The sequence below is a fragment of the Brucella cytisi genome (assembly GCF_038433355.1).
Lineage (GTDB): Bacteria > Pseudomonadota > Alphaproteobacteria > Rhizobiales > Rhizobiaceae > Brucella > Brucella cytisi.
Window position 1 is genome coordinate 26,111 of the sequence record NZ_JBCAUP010000020.1, and the last position, 14,391, is coordinate 40,501.

Here is a 14,391-nt window from a genome sequence, read left to right on the forward strand (position 1 = left end):
TTGGGAGGCAGTGCAGCGATGATTCTCCTGAAGCGAGGCCTCTCCGTCGCAGCCATAGCGCTCGCTGCTACAGCTGCGCTGACGCAGCCCGGCCGCACGGAGACCTGCAACCGCCAAACCTTTGAAAGTACAAACTACATCATCTGCGATGCAAAGACGGACGGCACAGGCTTGCATCTGTTCTGGAAAAATTCCGACGATGAGCCCTATCGCAATTTTTGGAAAATAGCCGACGCTGCCGCAACCCGCGGTGAGACACTGGTTTTCGCACTCAATGCCGGAATGTATCAGCCTGATTTTTCGCCGATGGGTCTCTACGTCGAAAATGGCCGTGAGCTTCGCCCGGCAAGCAAGACGACACCTGTTCGTGGGTCCGGGCCCGTACCGAACTTTTACAAGAAGCCGAACGGCATCTTCTACCTCGGCGACAAGGGTGCCGAAATCCTGCCGACAGGCCGTTTTCTGAAACAAAAGATCAAGCCGCAACTGGCCACCCAGTCCGGGCCGATGCTGGTTATCCGCAACAAGATCAATCCGATTTTCATCGTCGGCTCAACCGACAAGACCCGGCGCAGCGGTGTCGGCATTTGCAGTGGCGGCGCGATCCGATTCGCGGTCAGCGAAGACGCGGTCAATTTCCACGATTTCGCAAAATTGTTTCGAGACCATCTCCAATGCCCCAACGCCCTGTTTCTGGATGGCGGCGGCGGTGCAGGCATCTACGTTCCAGCACTGGGACGGAATGATGTCTCGTGGCACGGCGGTTACGGCCCGATCTTCGGGTTGATTGAATGAGGGCGGTCAAATTTCCGAATCATCGAGAATGCGGGAGAGCGTGCTTCGTCCGAGCATGCTCATGGCCGGATTGCTGACACGATAATACCAGACCAGCCCCATCGCCTGTTGAAACGCCCAGGCCGCGCCGCGTTTCCATTCGAAATCACCAGATTGAAGATGCCTGCGCAGAATATTGCGTCGCTCCCTATCGAAAAGATGCCAGGCTGCGACAAGGTCCAGCGCCGGATCGGCGGGTCCGAAGCCACCGCTATCGAGCACACCGACCAAATGTCCGTCGCGCGCAAGGAGGTTTCCCGGAATGAGATCGCAATGGCTCATTACGTCAGCACCACTGGATGGCAATGCGCGCAGTTGCTTCCATTTCCAGCGAAGGCGCGCTACATCCAGCAGGCCTTCGCTGTTCCTGAAACACGTCTCAATCCACTCATCATGATCCGTCAGATCGCCGCCTCTGCCAGTTCCTGAAAAAGAACGGCCTTTGGTATCAGCCAGACGAAGTGAAGCAATGAGATTTGCAATATCCAGCGCAAAATTGTTGGAAGTGGAAAGCCCATCAGGCGTGGCAACATCCCCTTCAATCCAGCTCTGCATCATCCAGGGCATGGGATAGTTGCGAGCGGGGTGGCCGATGCCCATTGGCTGAGGCGCCGGTACGGGCGAATGTTGTGCAAATTCCGCCATGGCAGCAGCTTCGTTCCGCAATATCTTTACATATTCAGCCGGGTTCGTTGCCTGTAGGGGAAATCTTGCAGCGATATTCGATCCGACGCGGAAAATTGCGTTGACCGTACCCGTCGTCTCCAGCTTCTCCACCTTCTCGCGACCATATTGTGGGAACTGGTCGGCGATCAGCACACGCACGAGGTCGGCATCAATATGAAGTTGGTCTGGATGCATCATGTCCCATCGATAGGACCGTGGGGCGGCAAAGGCAATGCGATCCATAGTTTGCCATGGACAAAATAAAGGCCGATCTGATTTTCAGACCGGCCTTTCAGATAACACATTCTGCATTGCTTACTTGAACAGCAGCGGCAAGGTGATTGGCATACGCGCCTTGGCAATGGCTGCCGGCGGGGCAGGCACAGGCGAAGCTCGACGCGCTGCTTCAAGTGCAAGCTGATCAACCTCCGAATTACCGGACGAACCGGCCAGCTTGACCGAAAGCACGTTGCCAGACGGATCAATCACAAAGTTGATGACCACGCGTCCTTTGGCGTTGCGTGCCTTGCGCTGCATGAAACGCGTGTTACGCGCCATATGAGCATTCATCTTCGCCTGCCATTTGTTGGAGGCGACGCCCGCCGACGCAGAATTCTCGCCACGACGGTTCGCAGCAGCCTTCTCGCCCGCATCTGCATCCATGCGCGGCGCAGCAGCCTGACGGGCTTCTGGCGCCTTCTCGGCCTTCTTGGGCTTGGGCTTCTCGACCTTGGGTTGCTTCGGCTTTTCCGGTTTCGGCTTCTCAACCTTTTTCGGTTCTGGCTTCGGCTCCGGCTTGGGTTCCGGTTTCACTTCCGGCTTTTCGACCGGCAGCGGAACAGCCACTTCGGGCTTTTCTGCCTCGACCACATCCGGAATGACTTCTTCCGGTTCCTGAACGGCCTGTGGTTCCGGCTCAGGCTCGGGCGGTTTCACCTCTTCCGGTTCAGGTGGTGTCGGTTCTTCCTGCACCGGTTCTGGCTGCGGGGCCGGTTCCGGCTCTGCCTGTTCCTGCGGTGCTTCAGCCGTTTCCGGCTGGGCTTCTTCCGCAACCTGTTCTTCCATCGGCGCTTCCGGCTCCGGCGCAAGTTCCACCACCATGGCGGCAACCTGCGAACCGTCAGGCTGATCCTGCTCCTGCGCCATATGGATGGCATAGGCACCGGCAGCATGAACGGTCAGAACAAGAATACCCGCACCGAGCCAGCGCCCCGCATCATGCCAAAAGGAATGATGATGAATGTCAGCCGAAGCCACCTTTACAGGAGGATGGTCGGGCGGAAGTGCGTTCATTGCGCTGCTCCCTGCGCTGCGGGAGTTTGCGAGGTGGGGGTCGGTTGCGCAGGCACACTGGCAGGTGCGGCTCCGCTCTGATCCGCACCGACGGTTTCAAGACCGACCAGTGCAATCTTCAGATAACCGGCTTCCCGCAGAAGATTCATCACACGCATCAATTCGCCATAGCCGACATTCTTGTCAGCGCGCAGGAAGATACGCGCTTCCTTGTTTTTTTCGGACAGACCGTCCAGCGCCACACCAAGGCGCTCGCGGGCAACGGTGTCATTGCCGACACTGATGCTGAGATCGTCCTTCAGGGTCACATAAAGTGGCTTGTCGGGACGGGGTGCAGGCGCTGCCGTCGAGGCAGGCAGATCCACCTTCACATCCACAGTCGCCAGAGGCGCTGCCACCATGAAAATGATGAGCAGAACCAACATGACGTCGATGAATGGCGTCACATTGATCTCGTGGTTCAGCTCGAGATCGTCACCGCCGCCTTCGCGAACTTTACCAGCCATGGTGCCTACTCCGCTGCGTGCAGCGTGCCTTCACGCACACCGGCCGTTCTGAAATCCAGATCGCGGCTGACAAGGCGCTCGACCCCTGCCGAAGCATCGGCCAGCAGCGACCGGTAGCCGGTGATGGAACGGGCGAACACATTGTAGATAACCACAGCAGGGATAGCTGCGACGAGACCGATGGCGGTTGCAAGCAAGGCTTCGGCAATACCCGGCGCCACGACGGCGAGGTTCGTCGTCTGCGCCTGGCTGATATTGATGAACGAATTCATGATGCCCCAGACCGTGCCGAACAGACCGACAAACGGTGCAACCGAACCGATGGTCGCAAGAATGCCAGTACCCTTGGAAAGACGGCGTCCGGCCTTGGCCTCGATACGCGACAGGCGCGAGGAAACACGCTCCTTGAGGCCTTCGCCACCGGCGCGCGCCAGCGCAGGACCCGACAAGCGCACCTCATCTTCTGCAGCACGGACCAGAACTGCACCCGGTCCCTTTGCACCGTCCAACGCGTGGACTGCTTCGGCAAGCGTTGCCGAATGACCGATAACTTTCAATGCCTTGGTAGCACGGCGGCGCGCACCGGCCAGTTCAAGCGTCTTGGCGACCCAGACCGTCCATGTGGCAAGCGAAGCGATCGCGAGACCAATCATCACAGCCTTCACGACCCAGTCGGCAGCCATGAACATGCCCCATGGCGAAAGATCGTGCGGGAGGATCAAACCGTTCTCGCTTTCGACAGGTGCAGCAGCAGGCGCAGCTGTCTGGGACTGGATCAGTTCAGGCGAAGGTGCCGTAGCCGGTGTGGTTGCTGCCGGGACAGACGCTCCCGGTTCGTTCGCAGGCGCCGGAGCAGCGACAGGCGCTGTATTGGCTGGTGCGGAACTGGAAGGCGCCTCTGCAGCGGGGGCGGCCGGGGCATTCGTCGATGGGGTTACGTCCTGGGCCAATGCAGAAGCCGCACCCAGCAAGCCGATGCCCATCGCCGCAGCCATGAAGCCTTTTCGCCAGAAACCAGTCATTTTGATCGCCTTTTGATTGTTCAAATCCGCGAGCACATGACTAAACCCTCATGCAGGCCGTCGCGCCGCTTGTTGGGCCTCTTCTTAACTCCCAATAACATGATGGCGCAAGTCATGTTTTCATTTTAAGGGCATTTTCGTCTTGCAATCCAAGGATTAGCGAACATTTTTCGCCTCTCGGCTTTTTGCCAGTTGCACATTCGTGCCAAATCAGACCTGATATGGTTAACCGCAGCGCTTGAGGATTGGATTTAAGAACAAATTCCGGGTGCTCGGGAGGAAATGCAATTCCGGCCAAGCCGGAATCCGGAGGACATGCCTATGATGCTCAAGGATATCCAGACACTTGAACATGCGGCCCGTACTGCCATGGCAGGAAATGATGATCCGCTGCCGGTACAACAGCGTTCGCTGAAGCCATCACATGTGGGACTGGCCTTTATCATGCTGGCCGGTGCGGCTTACCTGATACTGGCCTGATACTGGCCCGATGCTGGCTTGAGCCAGAAATATTCAACTCAAAAGCGTTTTTTGCCCCATTTTTGCCACGGAAAAGACGTGGGTTTCACAATTTTGACGTTTGAATAACACAGATTTTGAGCGGAACGGAAACCGTTTCCCCTCGTTTTTTCTCCTGTAGACGGCGAGATTGCCTCTCGCCTTCGGTTTGCCTTAATTACCGACAGGAGTTTCCATGAAAAGACTTCTCGCCTCGACGGCTCTTGCCGCGCTGATTGCCTTGCCCGCCTTCGCCCAGGGTGGTTCACCGATCTTCTCCGACGAGAAACAGGAAAAGCCGATTGCCAGCGAGAACGGATATTTCGTGGCATCCCCCGGCCAGCTTCTGGTGTCAGGCTTCATCGGACAGGCGGTCTATAACGGCCCATCCAACGATGCCGCGAATATCGGGACGGTCAATGACATGATCCTCGGTGCCGATGGCAGCCCGCAGGCGGTGGTGATCGGGGTCGGCGGCTTTCTCGGTGTCGGGGAGAAGAATGTCGCAATCGGCTTCGATCACGTGTCATGGGTGGTTCGTGAAGACGGCAAGCGCTGGCTGATCGTGGACGCCACCAAGGAACAGCTCGAAAAGGCGCCGGCATTCGACCGCAGCGCAGCTTTCGAAGCAGATGGCGTACCGCGCGCCGAACCGCCAGCCGCCGAAAAGACCATTACCACGCAGAAGGCGGACAGGATCATGCCTGATGGCATGAAGCCGGTTCCCTCCGAGGGACTAAGTGCGGACAAGCTCATCGGAGCCACGGTTTTCGGTGCGGATGAAACGAAGATCGGAACGGTCGGCGATGTCCTGATGACCGCCGACGGGCAGACAGAGGCATTCGTTGTCGACGTGGGCGGTTTCCTTGGCATCAATTCCAAGCCGGTGGCCGTTTCCATCGCCAATCTCGACGTTGCGACCGGCAAGGACGACAAGCTGAACGTCTTCACGCAGTTCACCAAGGAACAGCTGCAGGCACAGTCCGCCTATTCGGACGAAGCCTACAAGAAGGACCCGGAAGGCACGATCCTTCATGGCGAAGCGGAGTAAGGCTTCACGATATTTGCGGAGGCATTATCTGTAGTGCTTCCGCACTTTCCCGCCATTTACCCTGCCATTTACCATGACTTGCAACAACCGGCTGGTCTTGTTGCCGCTGATGGCTTGGCATGCAACCATTAAGCCAGCCGCACGTTATCCAAACGATAACCAGAGACTGAACAGGAGAGCTGATATGGCGCGTGCATCCGCGAAAACGAGCAAGATCGAAGAAAAGATCGAGGAAGCGCTGACCGATGCCAGCACTGAAGACCTGCAGGCCCAGGTCGAGCAGCTGAAGGAAGATATCGCTGCCATTGCGGCAACACTTGCCAATCTCGGTTCGCAGACCGTCCGCGACGCAAAACGCAGCGCGAAGGAAACCTACAAGAGCGCTTATATTCAGGGTGAGGACGCCATCGATGATCTGCGCAACAAGGCGCAGGATGTTGAAGCCCAGCTGACGGCAACGGTGCGCGAACGCCCGATTGCCGCACTCGCCACTGCACTCGGCGTCGGCTATCTGCTGGCCCTGCTCTCGCGCCGCTGAGGCGGATCATGCTGAAAGCTCTCATGCCCCTATTGTCTGCGATGGCAGGCGAAGAACTGAAATTCGTCGCGGCTCAAACGAAACGTGCAGCGATTTTCGGTGCGGCCATCGCCGTCTTCGCAATCATCGCGATCACCTTTTTCTGCGTCGCCGCCTTTCTGGCGCTGGCGCAGAACTATGGCGGGCCGCTGGCGGCTCTCATTCTGGCTGCATTGTCGCTGATCGTGGCGCTTCTCATTCTCGCAGTCCTGAAAATTCAGGCTGCGTCCGAGGCCAAAAAGCGCAAGCAGAAAATGGAAGCGGACAAATCGGCGATGGTAGCAGCCGCAGCAATCGCGACCGTGCCTGCCATCCTCAAACGGCCCATACTCGCCGCCGCCCTGCCGCTTGCAGGCATTGCTCTGGTCTCGCTGCTTTCTGACAAGAAAAAGCGCCCGCCGCAGAGCTGATAGCTTCACGCAAACGCAAAAACGCCGGCTTCAAGCCGGCGTTTTTGTTTTCCGCCTTCACCACCAGCTTTATTTGCCAACCGGCATTTCGCCTTCTTCGGCTAGTGGTCTGATTCCGACATTTGCATTCCTCGGATATGAGCGCTGAGCAAATGTCGGAATCAAAAAGATCACTAGTAATCTTATGATTCTGGTGGATTTTTCGAGTTTGACGTTTGAAACGAGATTTGTATCGGACGGGCATCAAACGTCAAATTCAATCCACTAGCGACGACAAGCGGACAATCACTCTGGTTCCGACACCATCATCGGTCTTGCAGTAGACGGGCTTTTCGCCGAACTGCATGCAAAGCTGTTCGATCACCAGCGTACCGAGACCGTTCTTCTCGCCGGATTTCTGCTGGTCCTTGTCGAAGCCCACACCGTCATCTTCCACGACCAGCACCGGGATAGCATCTTCACCCGGCTTCAGGCTGATCCGGATATGTCCTTCCGGACGTCCCTTGAAAGCATGCTTGATCGCGTTGGTGACAAGCTCGCCCAGAATGATGCCAATTGTCGTCACATCGCGCGCCTTCAGATCAAGCGGCGCGAAATCGGTCGAAAATTCGATCTTGCGATCCTGACCGATAGCGGTTCGGATATCGTTTATGACGGTTCCGAGAAAATCGTCGACGCGGGCCGATTCCATATCCTCGCCGAGACGCAAGCGCCGGTGCGCTGTCGATACCGTCTGGACGCGATCGCGAGCGGCGGCGAGAGCCGCGCGAGCATCCTCGCTGCGCGTCTGCCGCATCTGAAGGCCAAGCAGGGATGAAACGGTGGCCAATGAATTGCCGATGCGATGATTGGTGTCCTGCAGCAGAAGCTCGACCCGCTGGCGCTCCCGCTCGGCGATGCGGCGCTCGTGCTCAAGCTCGGCGGTCCGTTCCTGTACACGCTGTTCCAGCAATTGCTTTTCCGAACGCAGCGCCGTTTGCCCCTCGAACATCGACCGCGCATAGCGCTGAACCCGGCTGAACAGCAGAAGCGCCAGCATGGCAGCTGAAGCCAGTGCCACGATAGACGTCGCCGTCATCCAGTAGCGCATGCGGTTGATCCGCTTGTTGCGTTCAAGAAGCTGTTGTTCTTCCGCATCGATGAATTGCGTGACTGTATTGGCAAGCTGATCCATCAGCACCTTGCCCTCATCGCCGCGCACTTTTTCAACCGCTGCCGCCACATCACCCGACTGGGCAAGATTGACCGTCTCGCGCACATCTTCCTGTTCGCGTTCGACCAGCGCGCGGATCTGCTGAACCCGCGCATCCTGCAGCGGGCTCTGATCTGTCAGGGCTTCGAGGTCGGCAAGCGTCTTGTCGACGCTCAGAATCGTGTTGCGATACAGATCGAGATAAGTCTCATCCAGCGTCAGAAGATAGCCGCGACGGCTCATCTCGATATTGCTGGCAAGGCGCGCAACCTTGTCGACCTGCTGGCGCAAGGCATAATTGCGGGAAATATCGACGACCTGATGATTGACCCCGGACGACAGAAACAACGTCATGATGGCCGACAGCAGCACAAGGCCGAGCGAAACGATAACCGCAACCGGCTTCGATGACGATTGAAGCAGTTTTTGCAACAAGGCTGATGGCAAGAACGCAACCCACAAACAAACGATCACTTTGCCGACAGGAAATATCAGCAGCTGCTAACCTACAAGTGGCAGGATAAAAAGCAATCGTTGTGGGCGAAAACAGGCGAAGGTTTGAGATTTTAGCGCGATAAGCCCCCCTTTCATGGGAAAGAGGGGCAATTGATCAAGTGTTATGCAAAGCTTCTCAAGGTCGCCCGCGATGAATCGGCATCCGGACCGTAGTCGCCTTCGCCTTCGATCTTGAGGATTTCCTGCAAGCGCGTGCGAGCACGGCTGACACGGCTCTTGATCGTGCCGACAGCACAGCCGCAGATTTCCGCAGCTTCCTCATAGGCAAAGCCCGAAGCGCCGATCAGAATGATCGCTTCGCGCTGATCGTCGGGCAATTGCTCTAATGCTGCGCGGAAATCCTGCAGATCAAGCGTACCATATTGCGAAGGATGCACGGCGAGCTGTTCGCTGAACACGCCATCCGTGTCCTGCACTTCGCGGCCACGCTTGCGCATCTGCGTGTAGAATTCATTGCGCAGGATGGTGAAAAGCCAGGCCTTCATATTGGTCCCCATTTCAAAGGACTCCTGCTTGGCCCATGCTTTCATGATCGTATCTTGTACGAGATCATCCGCCTTGTCGTGCTGTCCAATCAGCGACACCGCAAAGGCGCGCAGGCTCGGCAGCGATGACAGAAGCTCTCGCTTGAACTGTGCATTACTCTCAACCGACGGACCGGGTGCTGTGTTCACGCATACTCTCCTGTTCAGCCTGATCGAGTTTTTGGAGAAGATCGAGGAAGCGATCCGGGATCGTCTCATCCTGTATCGAGGTGTACAGTGCCTTTAGTTTCAATCCGACTTCACAATTTGGTCCTAGTATATCCTTCTGAACGCGACGAGACGACCTGACCCCGGCTCCGTTCATGTGAAGGTTCTCTTTTTCTGCCATATCTTGATCGTTCCGGGCTAAATGCCCTACCCTATTAATCTAAGCCCCTGCTTGTCCGGGAAATGCGCGGCTTACCAAAAAGTTCCCTAATATATCTCCCAATCTCGGAACTTTTTTCAAAACGCCCCGTTTAGAGTACCATAATGCTGCGCTCAAAGCATGGGCGGGAGGGTTCTAGAACCGTGTCCGCCAATGTGCATTCGATGAACGAAAGCGGCAGTTGAGGAGTTCCAATACCATGACGTTATCGACGCGTATCGCGCCGCATCTTCCCTATCTCCGTCGTTTTTCTCGTGCTCTTACCGGCTCCCAGGCTTCCGGCGACGCTTATGTTGCGGCTGCCCTTGAAGCCCTGATTGCCGATGTGAGCATTTTTCCGGTCGCCTCGTCCGACCGGATCGGCCTCTATCGCCTTTTCTGCGATCTTTATAAGACGGCCTCGGTTCGCGTACCGGAACCAGCATCGGAATTTGCATGGGAACAGCAGGCTGCAAGAAATCTTTCGCATATCGCGCCCCTTCCGCGACAGGCATTCCTGCTTGTGGCGGTGGAAGGTTTTTCCGACAAGGAAGCCGCCGAAATTCTCGAACTGGACGATGTTGAACTGAGCCGTGTTCTCTCGGCTGCATCGACCGAGATTTCGCGTCAGGTGGCGACGCGCATCATGATTATCGAGGACGAACCGCTGATCGCGATGGATATCGAGCAGATGGTAGAAAGTCTCGGCCATGAAGTCGTCGGCATTGCGCGCACCAAGGATGAGGCCCTGGCGCTCTACAAACAGGAAAAGCCGCGTATGGTTCTGGCTGATATCCAGCTGGCCGATGGAAGCTCGGGCATCGATGCAGTGAATGAAATCCTGCAGAACGACACGATCCCGGTCATTTTCATCACCGCTTTCCCGGAACGTCTGCTGACGGGCGAGCGCCCGGAACCGACCTTCCTCGTCACCAAGCCGTTCAATCCGGATATGGTGAAGGCGCTGATCAGCCAGGCACTCTTCTTCGAAGAAGCCTCGCAGGTCGCAGCTTAAATCCAAAGGTCATAAACTCCCGAAAGGCGGCAGCTTTCGGGAGTTTAATGTTGGCGCTTCAATACACCGCCAAATCACACCGCCTTAGGTCCTGACATGAGTATTTAGAGTTGTGAGCGCCTTAATTTACCCGGAAGCACGGAACCAACCTGGCCTGGATGTCGTTTCTCCTTCACACAATAAAAAGGAGACCGGACATGCTTTATTATGCGCTCGTATTTCTTGTGGTGGCACTCGTAGCAGGTGCGCTCGGTTTCGGCGGCATCGCTGGTGCGTCAGCCGGTATAGCGCAGATTCTGTTCTTCGTGTTCCTTGCTCTGCTCGTTATTTCGCTCATCGCTTCGGCGATCCGCAAGGCGTAACAGATATAAAATCAAAGGCTGTTTTTGACCTTCTGACTCACCAGCCTATATTGCTTCTTAATGAAATTCGCCGCCGCATCACGTCATGCGGCGGTTTATCGGTTCCAGAATTCGGGCCAGTTCAAGGATCACAAGACGATCACTCGATCGGGACCCGCCGACCAGTCGATGAAATGGATGCCATGGCACGCAAATTTCCGCATAACTTTTCCGGAGCTTTTGCCGCTTTGCCAATGCGCGACCCAAATATTTGTTTCGTCGCATTCTCCTACGCAAAACCGCTTCGCACTTTTGCTGGAAATGCTCTGAATTCGGTTGCGGGATAATCGGGGCAGACATGACCGCTGGCGCAAAAGTTACCCTGCAAGAAACGGAACCTGACGCAGCCCGGCTGCGGGCCTTGCTGAGGGCCGTGCGCAACAGCAATGTCTGCGTTCTCTACCAGACACCCGATCTGATCTATTCCTGGGGGGAAAACATCCCGCTCTACTGGCAGGAAAAGTGGAAAATCGGTGGAAGTGACTGCGATTTCATTTTCTCCGTCACCTTGCACAAACTCGACGGCGCGAAGCGCGTGGCGCTGGATACCGGCGAAGCGCAGAATGTGGAGATCGCCATCAATGATGGCGACAAGCTGCGCTGGATCGAATTTCACATCGACTGCGATCGTGACGATAACGGCAATATACTGGGCCTTGTCACCACGGCTATTGAAATCAGCGAACTGAAGCGACGCGAGCAGGTGCTGAAGACCCTCTTGCGTGAAGTCAGCCATCGCTCCAAGAACCTTCTGGCCATCGTGCAAAGCATTGCCAGCCAGACGGCACGCTTCACCGATTCCATCGACGACTTTCTGTTGAAGTTCCGCGGACGCATCCAGTCCCTATCCTATTCACAGGATCTGGTGACCGATTCGAACTGGCGCGGCGCACTGTTTCGCGATCTCGTGCATTCACAGGTCGAAAAATATATCGACGTCAGCGACGAACGCCTGAGCATCGATGGCGACAATCCCTATCTTTTCCCCGGTGCCGCACTGCATGTCGGTCTTGCGCTGCATGAGCTGGTGGTCAATGCGACCTCCTTCGGCGGTCTTTCGATCCCTTATGGTCGGGTAAAGATTTCGGCGAAGGTCATCCATGTCGCCAGCGGCGATGACAGGCTGGAATTCCGCTGGGAAGAAACCAATCCGGCGATGCCCGAGGTTTTCGAGCACGATCCGCGCTTCGGCAGCGCGGTGCTGCAACGCATCGTCCCCGCCTCCGTCAATGGTCACGCCGATTATCGTATCGACGGAACCGGGGCCGTTTATTCGCTCGTCATCCCGACCGAACAGTTCGACGCCTGATCAGGCGGTAGCTCCTCAACAGCCACAAAAAAAAGCCGCCATGGTCAGACCTGGGCCTGAACCACGGCGGCTTGCTCTGAATTTGCGGAACGCCAGCTGCATAACGTTTGACGGTTAGCGCGGCATTCTCGCCGCTCGCCTCGTGCGGGGAGGTTGAGGCGAACTCTGAAGGCCGCGTTGTGGGGGCGGGGTCACGACCTTCATGCGCGCTTAACGCCGCAGAAGAAACTTGGTTCCGTCAGTTTCGTATTTTTTTGCAATAAAGTTCCAGCCGGTGATGCACAATCTCGTAACCGAGCGATCGGGCGATCTCTTCCTGCAGTTTTTCGATCTTGTCGGAGCGGAATTCCACCACATCGCCGGAATCCATATCGATGATGTGATCATGATGCGCGCCACTCGCCTGTTCGAAACGCGAAGGCCCTCCGGCGAAGGCGTGCCGGTGGATGGCGCCGCGTTCTTCGAGAAGCTTCATCGTGCGATAAACGGTCGAAAGCGAGATGCTGCTGTCGATCTCGACCGCGCGGCGAAAAATCTCCAGCGCGTCGGGATGATCTTCCGTCTCGGTCAATATGTTCAGGATGATCCGGCGCGGCCGCGTGATGCGGACACCTGCCTGGCGCAGTTCCTGTTCATAATCGGGTTTCTTGTATGATTCACTCATGCCCCGATTATGCACCGTCGCACCGCCAGTTGCAAATTTTTGCAACTGGACCGACCGCGATCTCCCCAACCCATTCCTGTGAATGTACTTTAGTGACTAAGATCCACTAACCGTTCGAAATCGAACCCGACAGCCTTGTCGTTCAGATGGTATTGTCCCCTGCCCACCCGCACGAAAAGCGCGTTGCCTTCCGGTTGGTTGTCTGTGCAGTTTTCGGCAAGGAACGAGAAGTATCTGGAATAAGGCCAGCCTGGAGCAACCCGGCGCACATCTCTAGGCGAGAAAGGTTCGGAAAGAATACCTTTCACCCGGACAGCATTATGGATTTGAGGATAAATATTCGATCCATTTTTCCACATGCATTAACTTTATCACCAGCACACGCAACATTCATATCCCGCGAACACGGGATAATTGCAGATTTTTCGAATGTAACGTCCAGACTTCGCCGCCAAAACGCTCATGTAATCATCTGTGATCTAGCGCTACTTTTTGTCTCCCGTTCTATTGCGAATGCGCTGTTTCGGATTGTGAAATACGCTTATCCGGTAACTATGGAGAAATTCATGAAAGCAAAAATCTTATTCTTTGGAATGGCAATTGCAGCTCTCACGTCTTTCGGTGCGATGGCCCAATCCAACGACAGCATCACTCAAAACCAAACGAAATTGCCGACACCATACAAGACCGCAAGTCTGCTGATAGCACCCGGGCAGTCCGGCCAATGCTATTATACCAGCGGTTCTGACTGCACAAAGCAATGTGACATGGGCATGTGTGTGAAATGCAAGAATGGCTATTACGCATGTACTAAATTTGATCCGCCTCCCCGCAAGAAGTGATCCCCTGTTTAGAGTTCCGCCATTGCGGAACTCTTCTCCCAAATCCACGAATGAAGGGCATGGAAAAATCAGAAAATGCTCAGATAGATGAGCGGGGACAGACAGAGGAAGAGGGCGATGAACGCAACAAAACTGCGCCGATAAAACAGACCCCAAAGGCCGAAGACTATCGCCACAGGCGCAGTATAGATGCTGAATATGACAAGATATCCATCATCGCCGACGCCGAAAAGCACGATATAGAAGAATATGAGTGCCGTCGCAGCACCAAAAGCCAGCGACACCACAGCAGAAAAACACCAGTCCCGCTTGCGCACTAAACGGTGCGTACCCGCTTTATTCAGAGCCATTGCCAGTGATTGTCAGTCGGCTGGAGCAAGCACGGTAAAGAGCGCTGCTCCGTCGCGATCCAGCTCTTCGACTGCTACCGGATAGATGTCGCCTTCGTGTGATTGGAGGCCGACCGTCGATGCCCCCATCGCGTCGGATATTGCATCCTTGCTGCCCCAGAACTTGCCGCGCTTTGTGAGGTCCACGCCGTCATCGGGAATAGCCACGCTATATTCCACCGCACCTTTATCGATACCATCACAGATGAGGTTCGCCGATCCGGTCTTGATTGAAACGCTCATCGTTCCTCCGCGCCTGATTGATCTCTTGTCGGGATCGACCCTAACGCGCATCCGCGAAAGTGTAAAATACTG

The 14,391-nt window shown here is 55.9% G+C and carries 20 protein-coding genes; 9 read left to right on the forward strand and 11 right to left on the reverse strand.

The features are described 5' to 3' along the window. Positions 1-18 precede the first annotated feature (18 nt). Entirely contained in the window at positions 19-795 is a 777-nt protein-coding gene (locus AAE521_RS18270; protein WP_342062096.1) for a phosphodiester glycosidase family protein, read from the forward strand. Between the two features lie 6 nt (positions 796-801). Here the strand turns inward: AAE521_RS18270 and AAE521_RS18275 are convergent, their stop codons facing one another. The 4 genes from AAE521_RS18275 to exbB form a co-directional block, all read right to left on the reverse strand. Next, on the reverse strand, positions 802-1,698 hold the full coding sequence (locus tag AAE521_RS18275; protein ID WP_342062097.1) for an aminoglycoside phosphotransferase family protein: 897 nt from the start codon (positions 1,696-1,698) through the stop codon (positions 802-804). A gap of 117 nt (positions 1,699-1,815) precedes the next feature. Further along, entirely contained in the window at positions 1,816-2,793 is a 978-nt protein-coding gene (locus AAE521_RS18280) for an energy transducer TonB family protein (protein ID WP_342062098.1), read from the reverse strand. Continuing rightward, complete coding sequence (exbD, locus tag AAE521_RS18285; protein ID WP_342062099.1) at positions 2,790-3,299, reverse strand: TonB system transport protein ExbD; 510 nt, start codon at positions 3,297-3,299, stop codon at positions 2,790-2,792. Before exbD ends, AAE521_RS18280 begins: the two co-directional genes overlap by 4 nt. A gap of 5 nt (positions 3,300-3,304) precedes the next feature. Beyond that, positions 3,305-4,321, reverse strand: a complete 1,017-nt coding sequence (exbB, locus tag AAE521_RS18290; RefSeq protein WP_374865002.1) for a tonB-system energizer ExbB — start codon at positions 4,319-4,321, stop codon at positions 3,305-3,307. A 321-nt stretch (positions 4,322-4,642) separates the two neighbouring features. Here exbB and AAE521_RS18295 point away from each other — a divergent pair, with 321 nt between their 5' ends. The 4 genes from AAE521_RS18295 to AAE521_RS18310 all read left to right on the forward strand — a co-directional run bounded on the left by AAE521_RS18295 (position 4,643) and on the right by AAE521_RS18310 (position 6,857). After that, a complete protein-coding gene (locus AAE521_RS18295) occupies positions 4,643-4,801 on the forward strand; it encodes a hypothetical protein (RefSeq protein WP_167375580.1) in 159 nt (52 codons plus the stop codon). A gap of 214 nt (positions 4,802-5,015) precedes the next feature. Continuing rightward, the gene (locus AAE521_RS18300) at positions 5,016-5,870 is read left to right on the forward strand and encodes a PRC-barrel domain-containing protein (RefSeq protein ID WP_010661341.1); all 855 of its coding nucleotides are present in this window, start codon (positions 5,016-5,018) and stop codon (positions 5,868-5,870) included. A 184-nt stretch (positions 5,871-6,054) separates the two neighbouring features. Beyond that, a complete protein-coding gene (locus AAE521_RS18305) occupies positions 6,055-6,408 on the forward strand; it encodes an ElaB/YgaM/YqjD family protein (RefSeq protein WP_010661342.1) in 354 nt (117 codons plus the stop codon). Between the two features lie 8 nt (positions 6,409-6,416). Next, positions 6,417-6,857 carry a phage holin family protein gene (locus AAE521_RS18310; RefSeq protein WP_071634168.1) on the forward strand — a complete coding sequence of 147 codons (441 nt, stop codon included), beginning with the start codon at positions 6,417-6,419 and terminating at the stop codon, positions 6,855-6,857. 256 nt (positions 6,858-7,113) lie between these two features. Here AAE521_RS18310 and AAE521_RS18315 read toward each other — a convergent pair whose 3' ends face one another. From AAE521_RS18315 to AAE521_RS18325, 3 genes are all read right to left on the reverse strand, one after another. After that, positions 7,114-8,496 (reverse strand): sensor histidine kinase, encoded by a 1,383-nt coding sequence (locus AAE521_RS18315; protein WP_029376267.1) that lies wholly within the window; start codon positions 8,494-8,496, stop codon positions 7,114-7,116. Between the two features lie 170 nt (positions 8,497-8,666). Next, on the reverse strand, positions 8,667-9,239 hold the full coding sequence (locus tag AAE521_RS18320; RefSeq protein ID WP_010661345.1) for an RNA polymerase sigma factor: 573 nt from the start codon (positions 9,237-9,239) through the stop codon (positions 8,667-8,669). Continuing rightward, positions 9,211-9,438 (reverse strand): NepR family anti-sigma factor, encoded by a 228-nt coding sequence (locus AAE521_RS18325; RefSeq protein WP_012091358.1) that lies wholly within the window; start codon positions 9,436-9,438, stop codon positions 9,211-9,213. Before AAE521_RS18325 ends, AAE521_RS18320 begins: the two co-directional genes overlap by 29 nt. 238 nt (positions 9,439-9,676) lie before the next feature. Here AAE521_RS18325 and AAE521_RS18330 point away from each other — a divergent pair, with 238 nt between their 5' ends. From AAE521_RS18330 to AAE521_RS18340, 3 genes are all read left to right on the forward strand, one after another. Then, positions 9,677-10,471, forward strand: coding sequence for a response regulator (locus AAE521_RS18330; RefSeq protein WP_342062101.1), 795 nt, complete (start codon positions 9,677-9,679; stop codon positions 10,469-10,471). A 197-nt stretch (positions 10,472-10,668) separates the two neighbouring features. Beyond that, a complete protein-coding gene (locus tag AAE521_RS18335) occupies positions 10,669-10,833 on the forward strand; it encodes a DUF1328 domain-containing protein (RefSeq protein WP_006473348.1) in 165 nt (54 codons plus the stop codon). A gap of 337 nt (positions 10,834-11,170) precedes the next feature. Next, the gene (locus tag AAE521_RS18340) at positions 11,171-12,181 is read left to right on the forward strand and encodes a sensor histidine kinase (protein ID WP_342062102.1); all 1,011 of its coding nucleotides are present in this window, start codon (positions 11,171-11,173) and stop codon (positions 12,179-12,181) included. Positions 12,182-12,419: 238 nt separating this feature from the next. Here AAE521_RS18340 and AAE521_RS18345 read toward each other — a convergent pair whose 3' ends face one another. Together AAE521_RS18345 and AAE521_RS18350 are read right to left on the reverse strand one after the other, a co-directional pair. Further along, positions 12,420-12,845, reverse strand: coding sequence for a ferric uptake regulation protein (locus tag AAE521_RS18345; RefSeq protein ID WP_010661349.1), 426 nt, complete (start codon positions 12,843-12,845; stop codon positions 12,420-12,422). Between the two features lie 89 nt (positions 12,846-12,934). Beyond that, complete coding sequence (locus AAE521_RS18350; RefSeq protein ID WP_071634167.1) at positions 12,935-13,204, reverse strand: hypothetical protein; 270 nt, start codon at positions 13,202-13,204, stop codon at positions 12,935-12,937. A gap of 207 nt (positions 13,205-13,411) precedes the next feature. On the opposite strand from AAE521_RS18350, the gene AAE521_RS18355 reads away from it, so the two are divergent. Continuing rightward, positions 13,412-13,687, forward strand: coding sequence for a hypothetical protein (locus AAE521_RS18355; RefSeq protein WP_010661350.1), 276 nt, complete (start codon positions 13,412-13,414; stop codon positions 13,685-13,687). Positions 13,688-13,755: 68 nt separating this feature from the next. Here AAE521_RS18355 and AAE521_RS18360 read toward each other — a convergent pair whose 3' ends face one another. Together AAE521_RS18360 and AAE521_RS18365 are read right to left on the reverse strand one after the other, a co-directional pair. After that, a complete protein-coding gene (locus tag AAE521_RS18360) occupies positions 13,756-14,037 on the reverse strand; it encodes a hypothetical protein (RefSeq protein ID WP_029929574.1) in 282 nt (93 codons plus the stop codon). A gap of 12 nt (positions 14,038-14,049) precedes the next feature. Beyond that, positions 14,050-14,319 carry a hypothetical protein gene (locus AAE521_RS18365; RefSeq protein WP_010661352.1) on the reverse strand — a complete coding sequence of 90 codons (270 nt, stop codon included), beginning with the start codon at positions 14,317-14,319 and terminating at the stop codon, positions 14,050-14,052. Between the last annotated feature and the right edge of the window lie 72 nt (positions 14,320-14,391).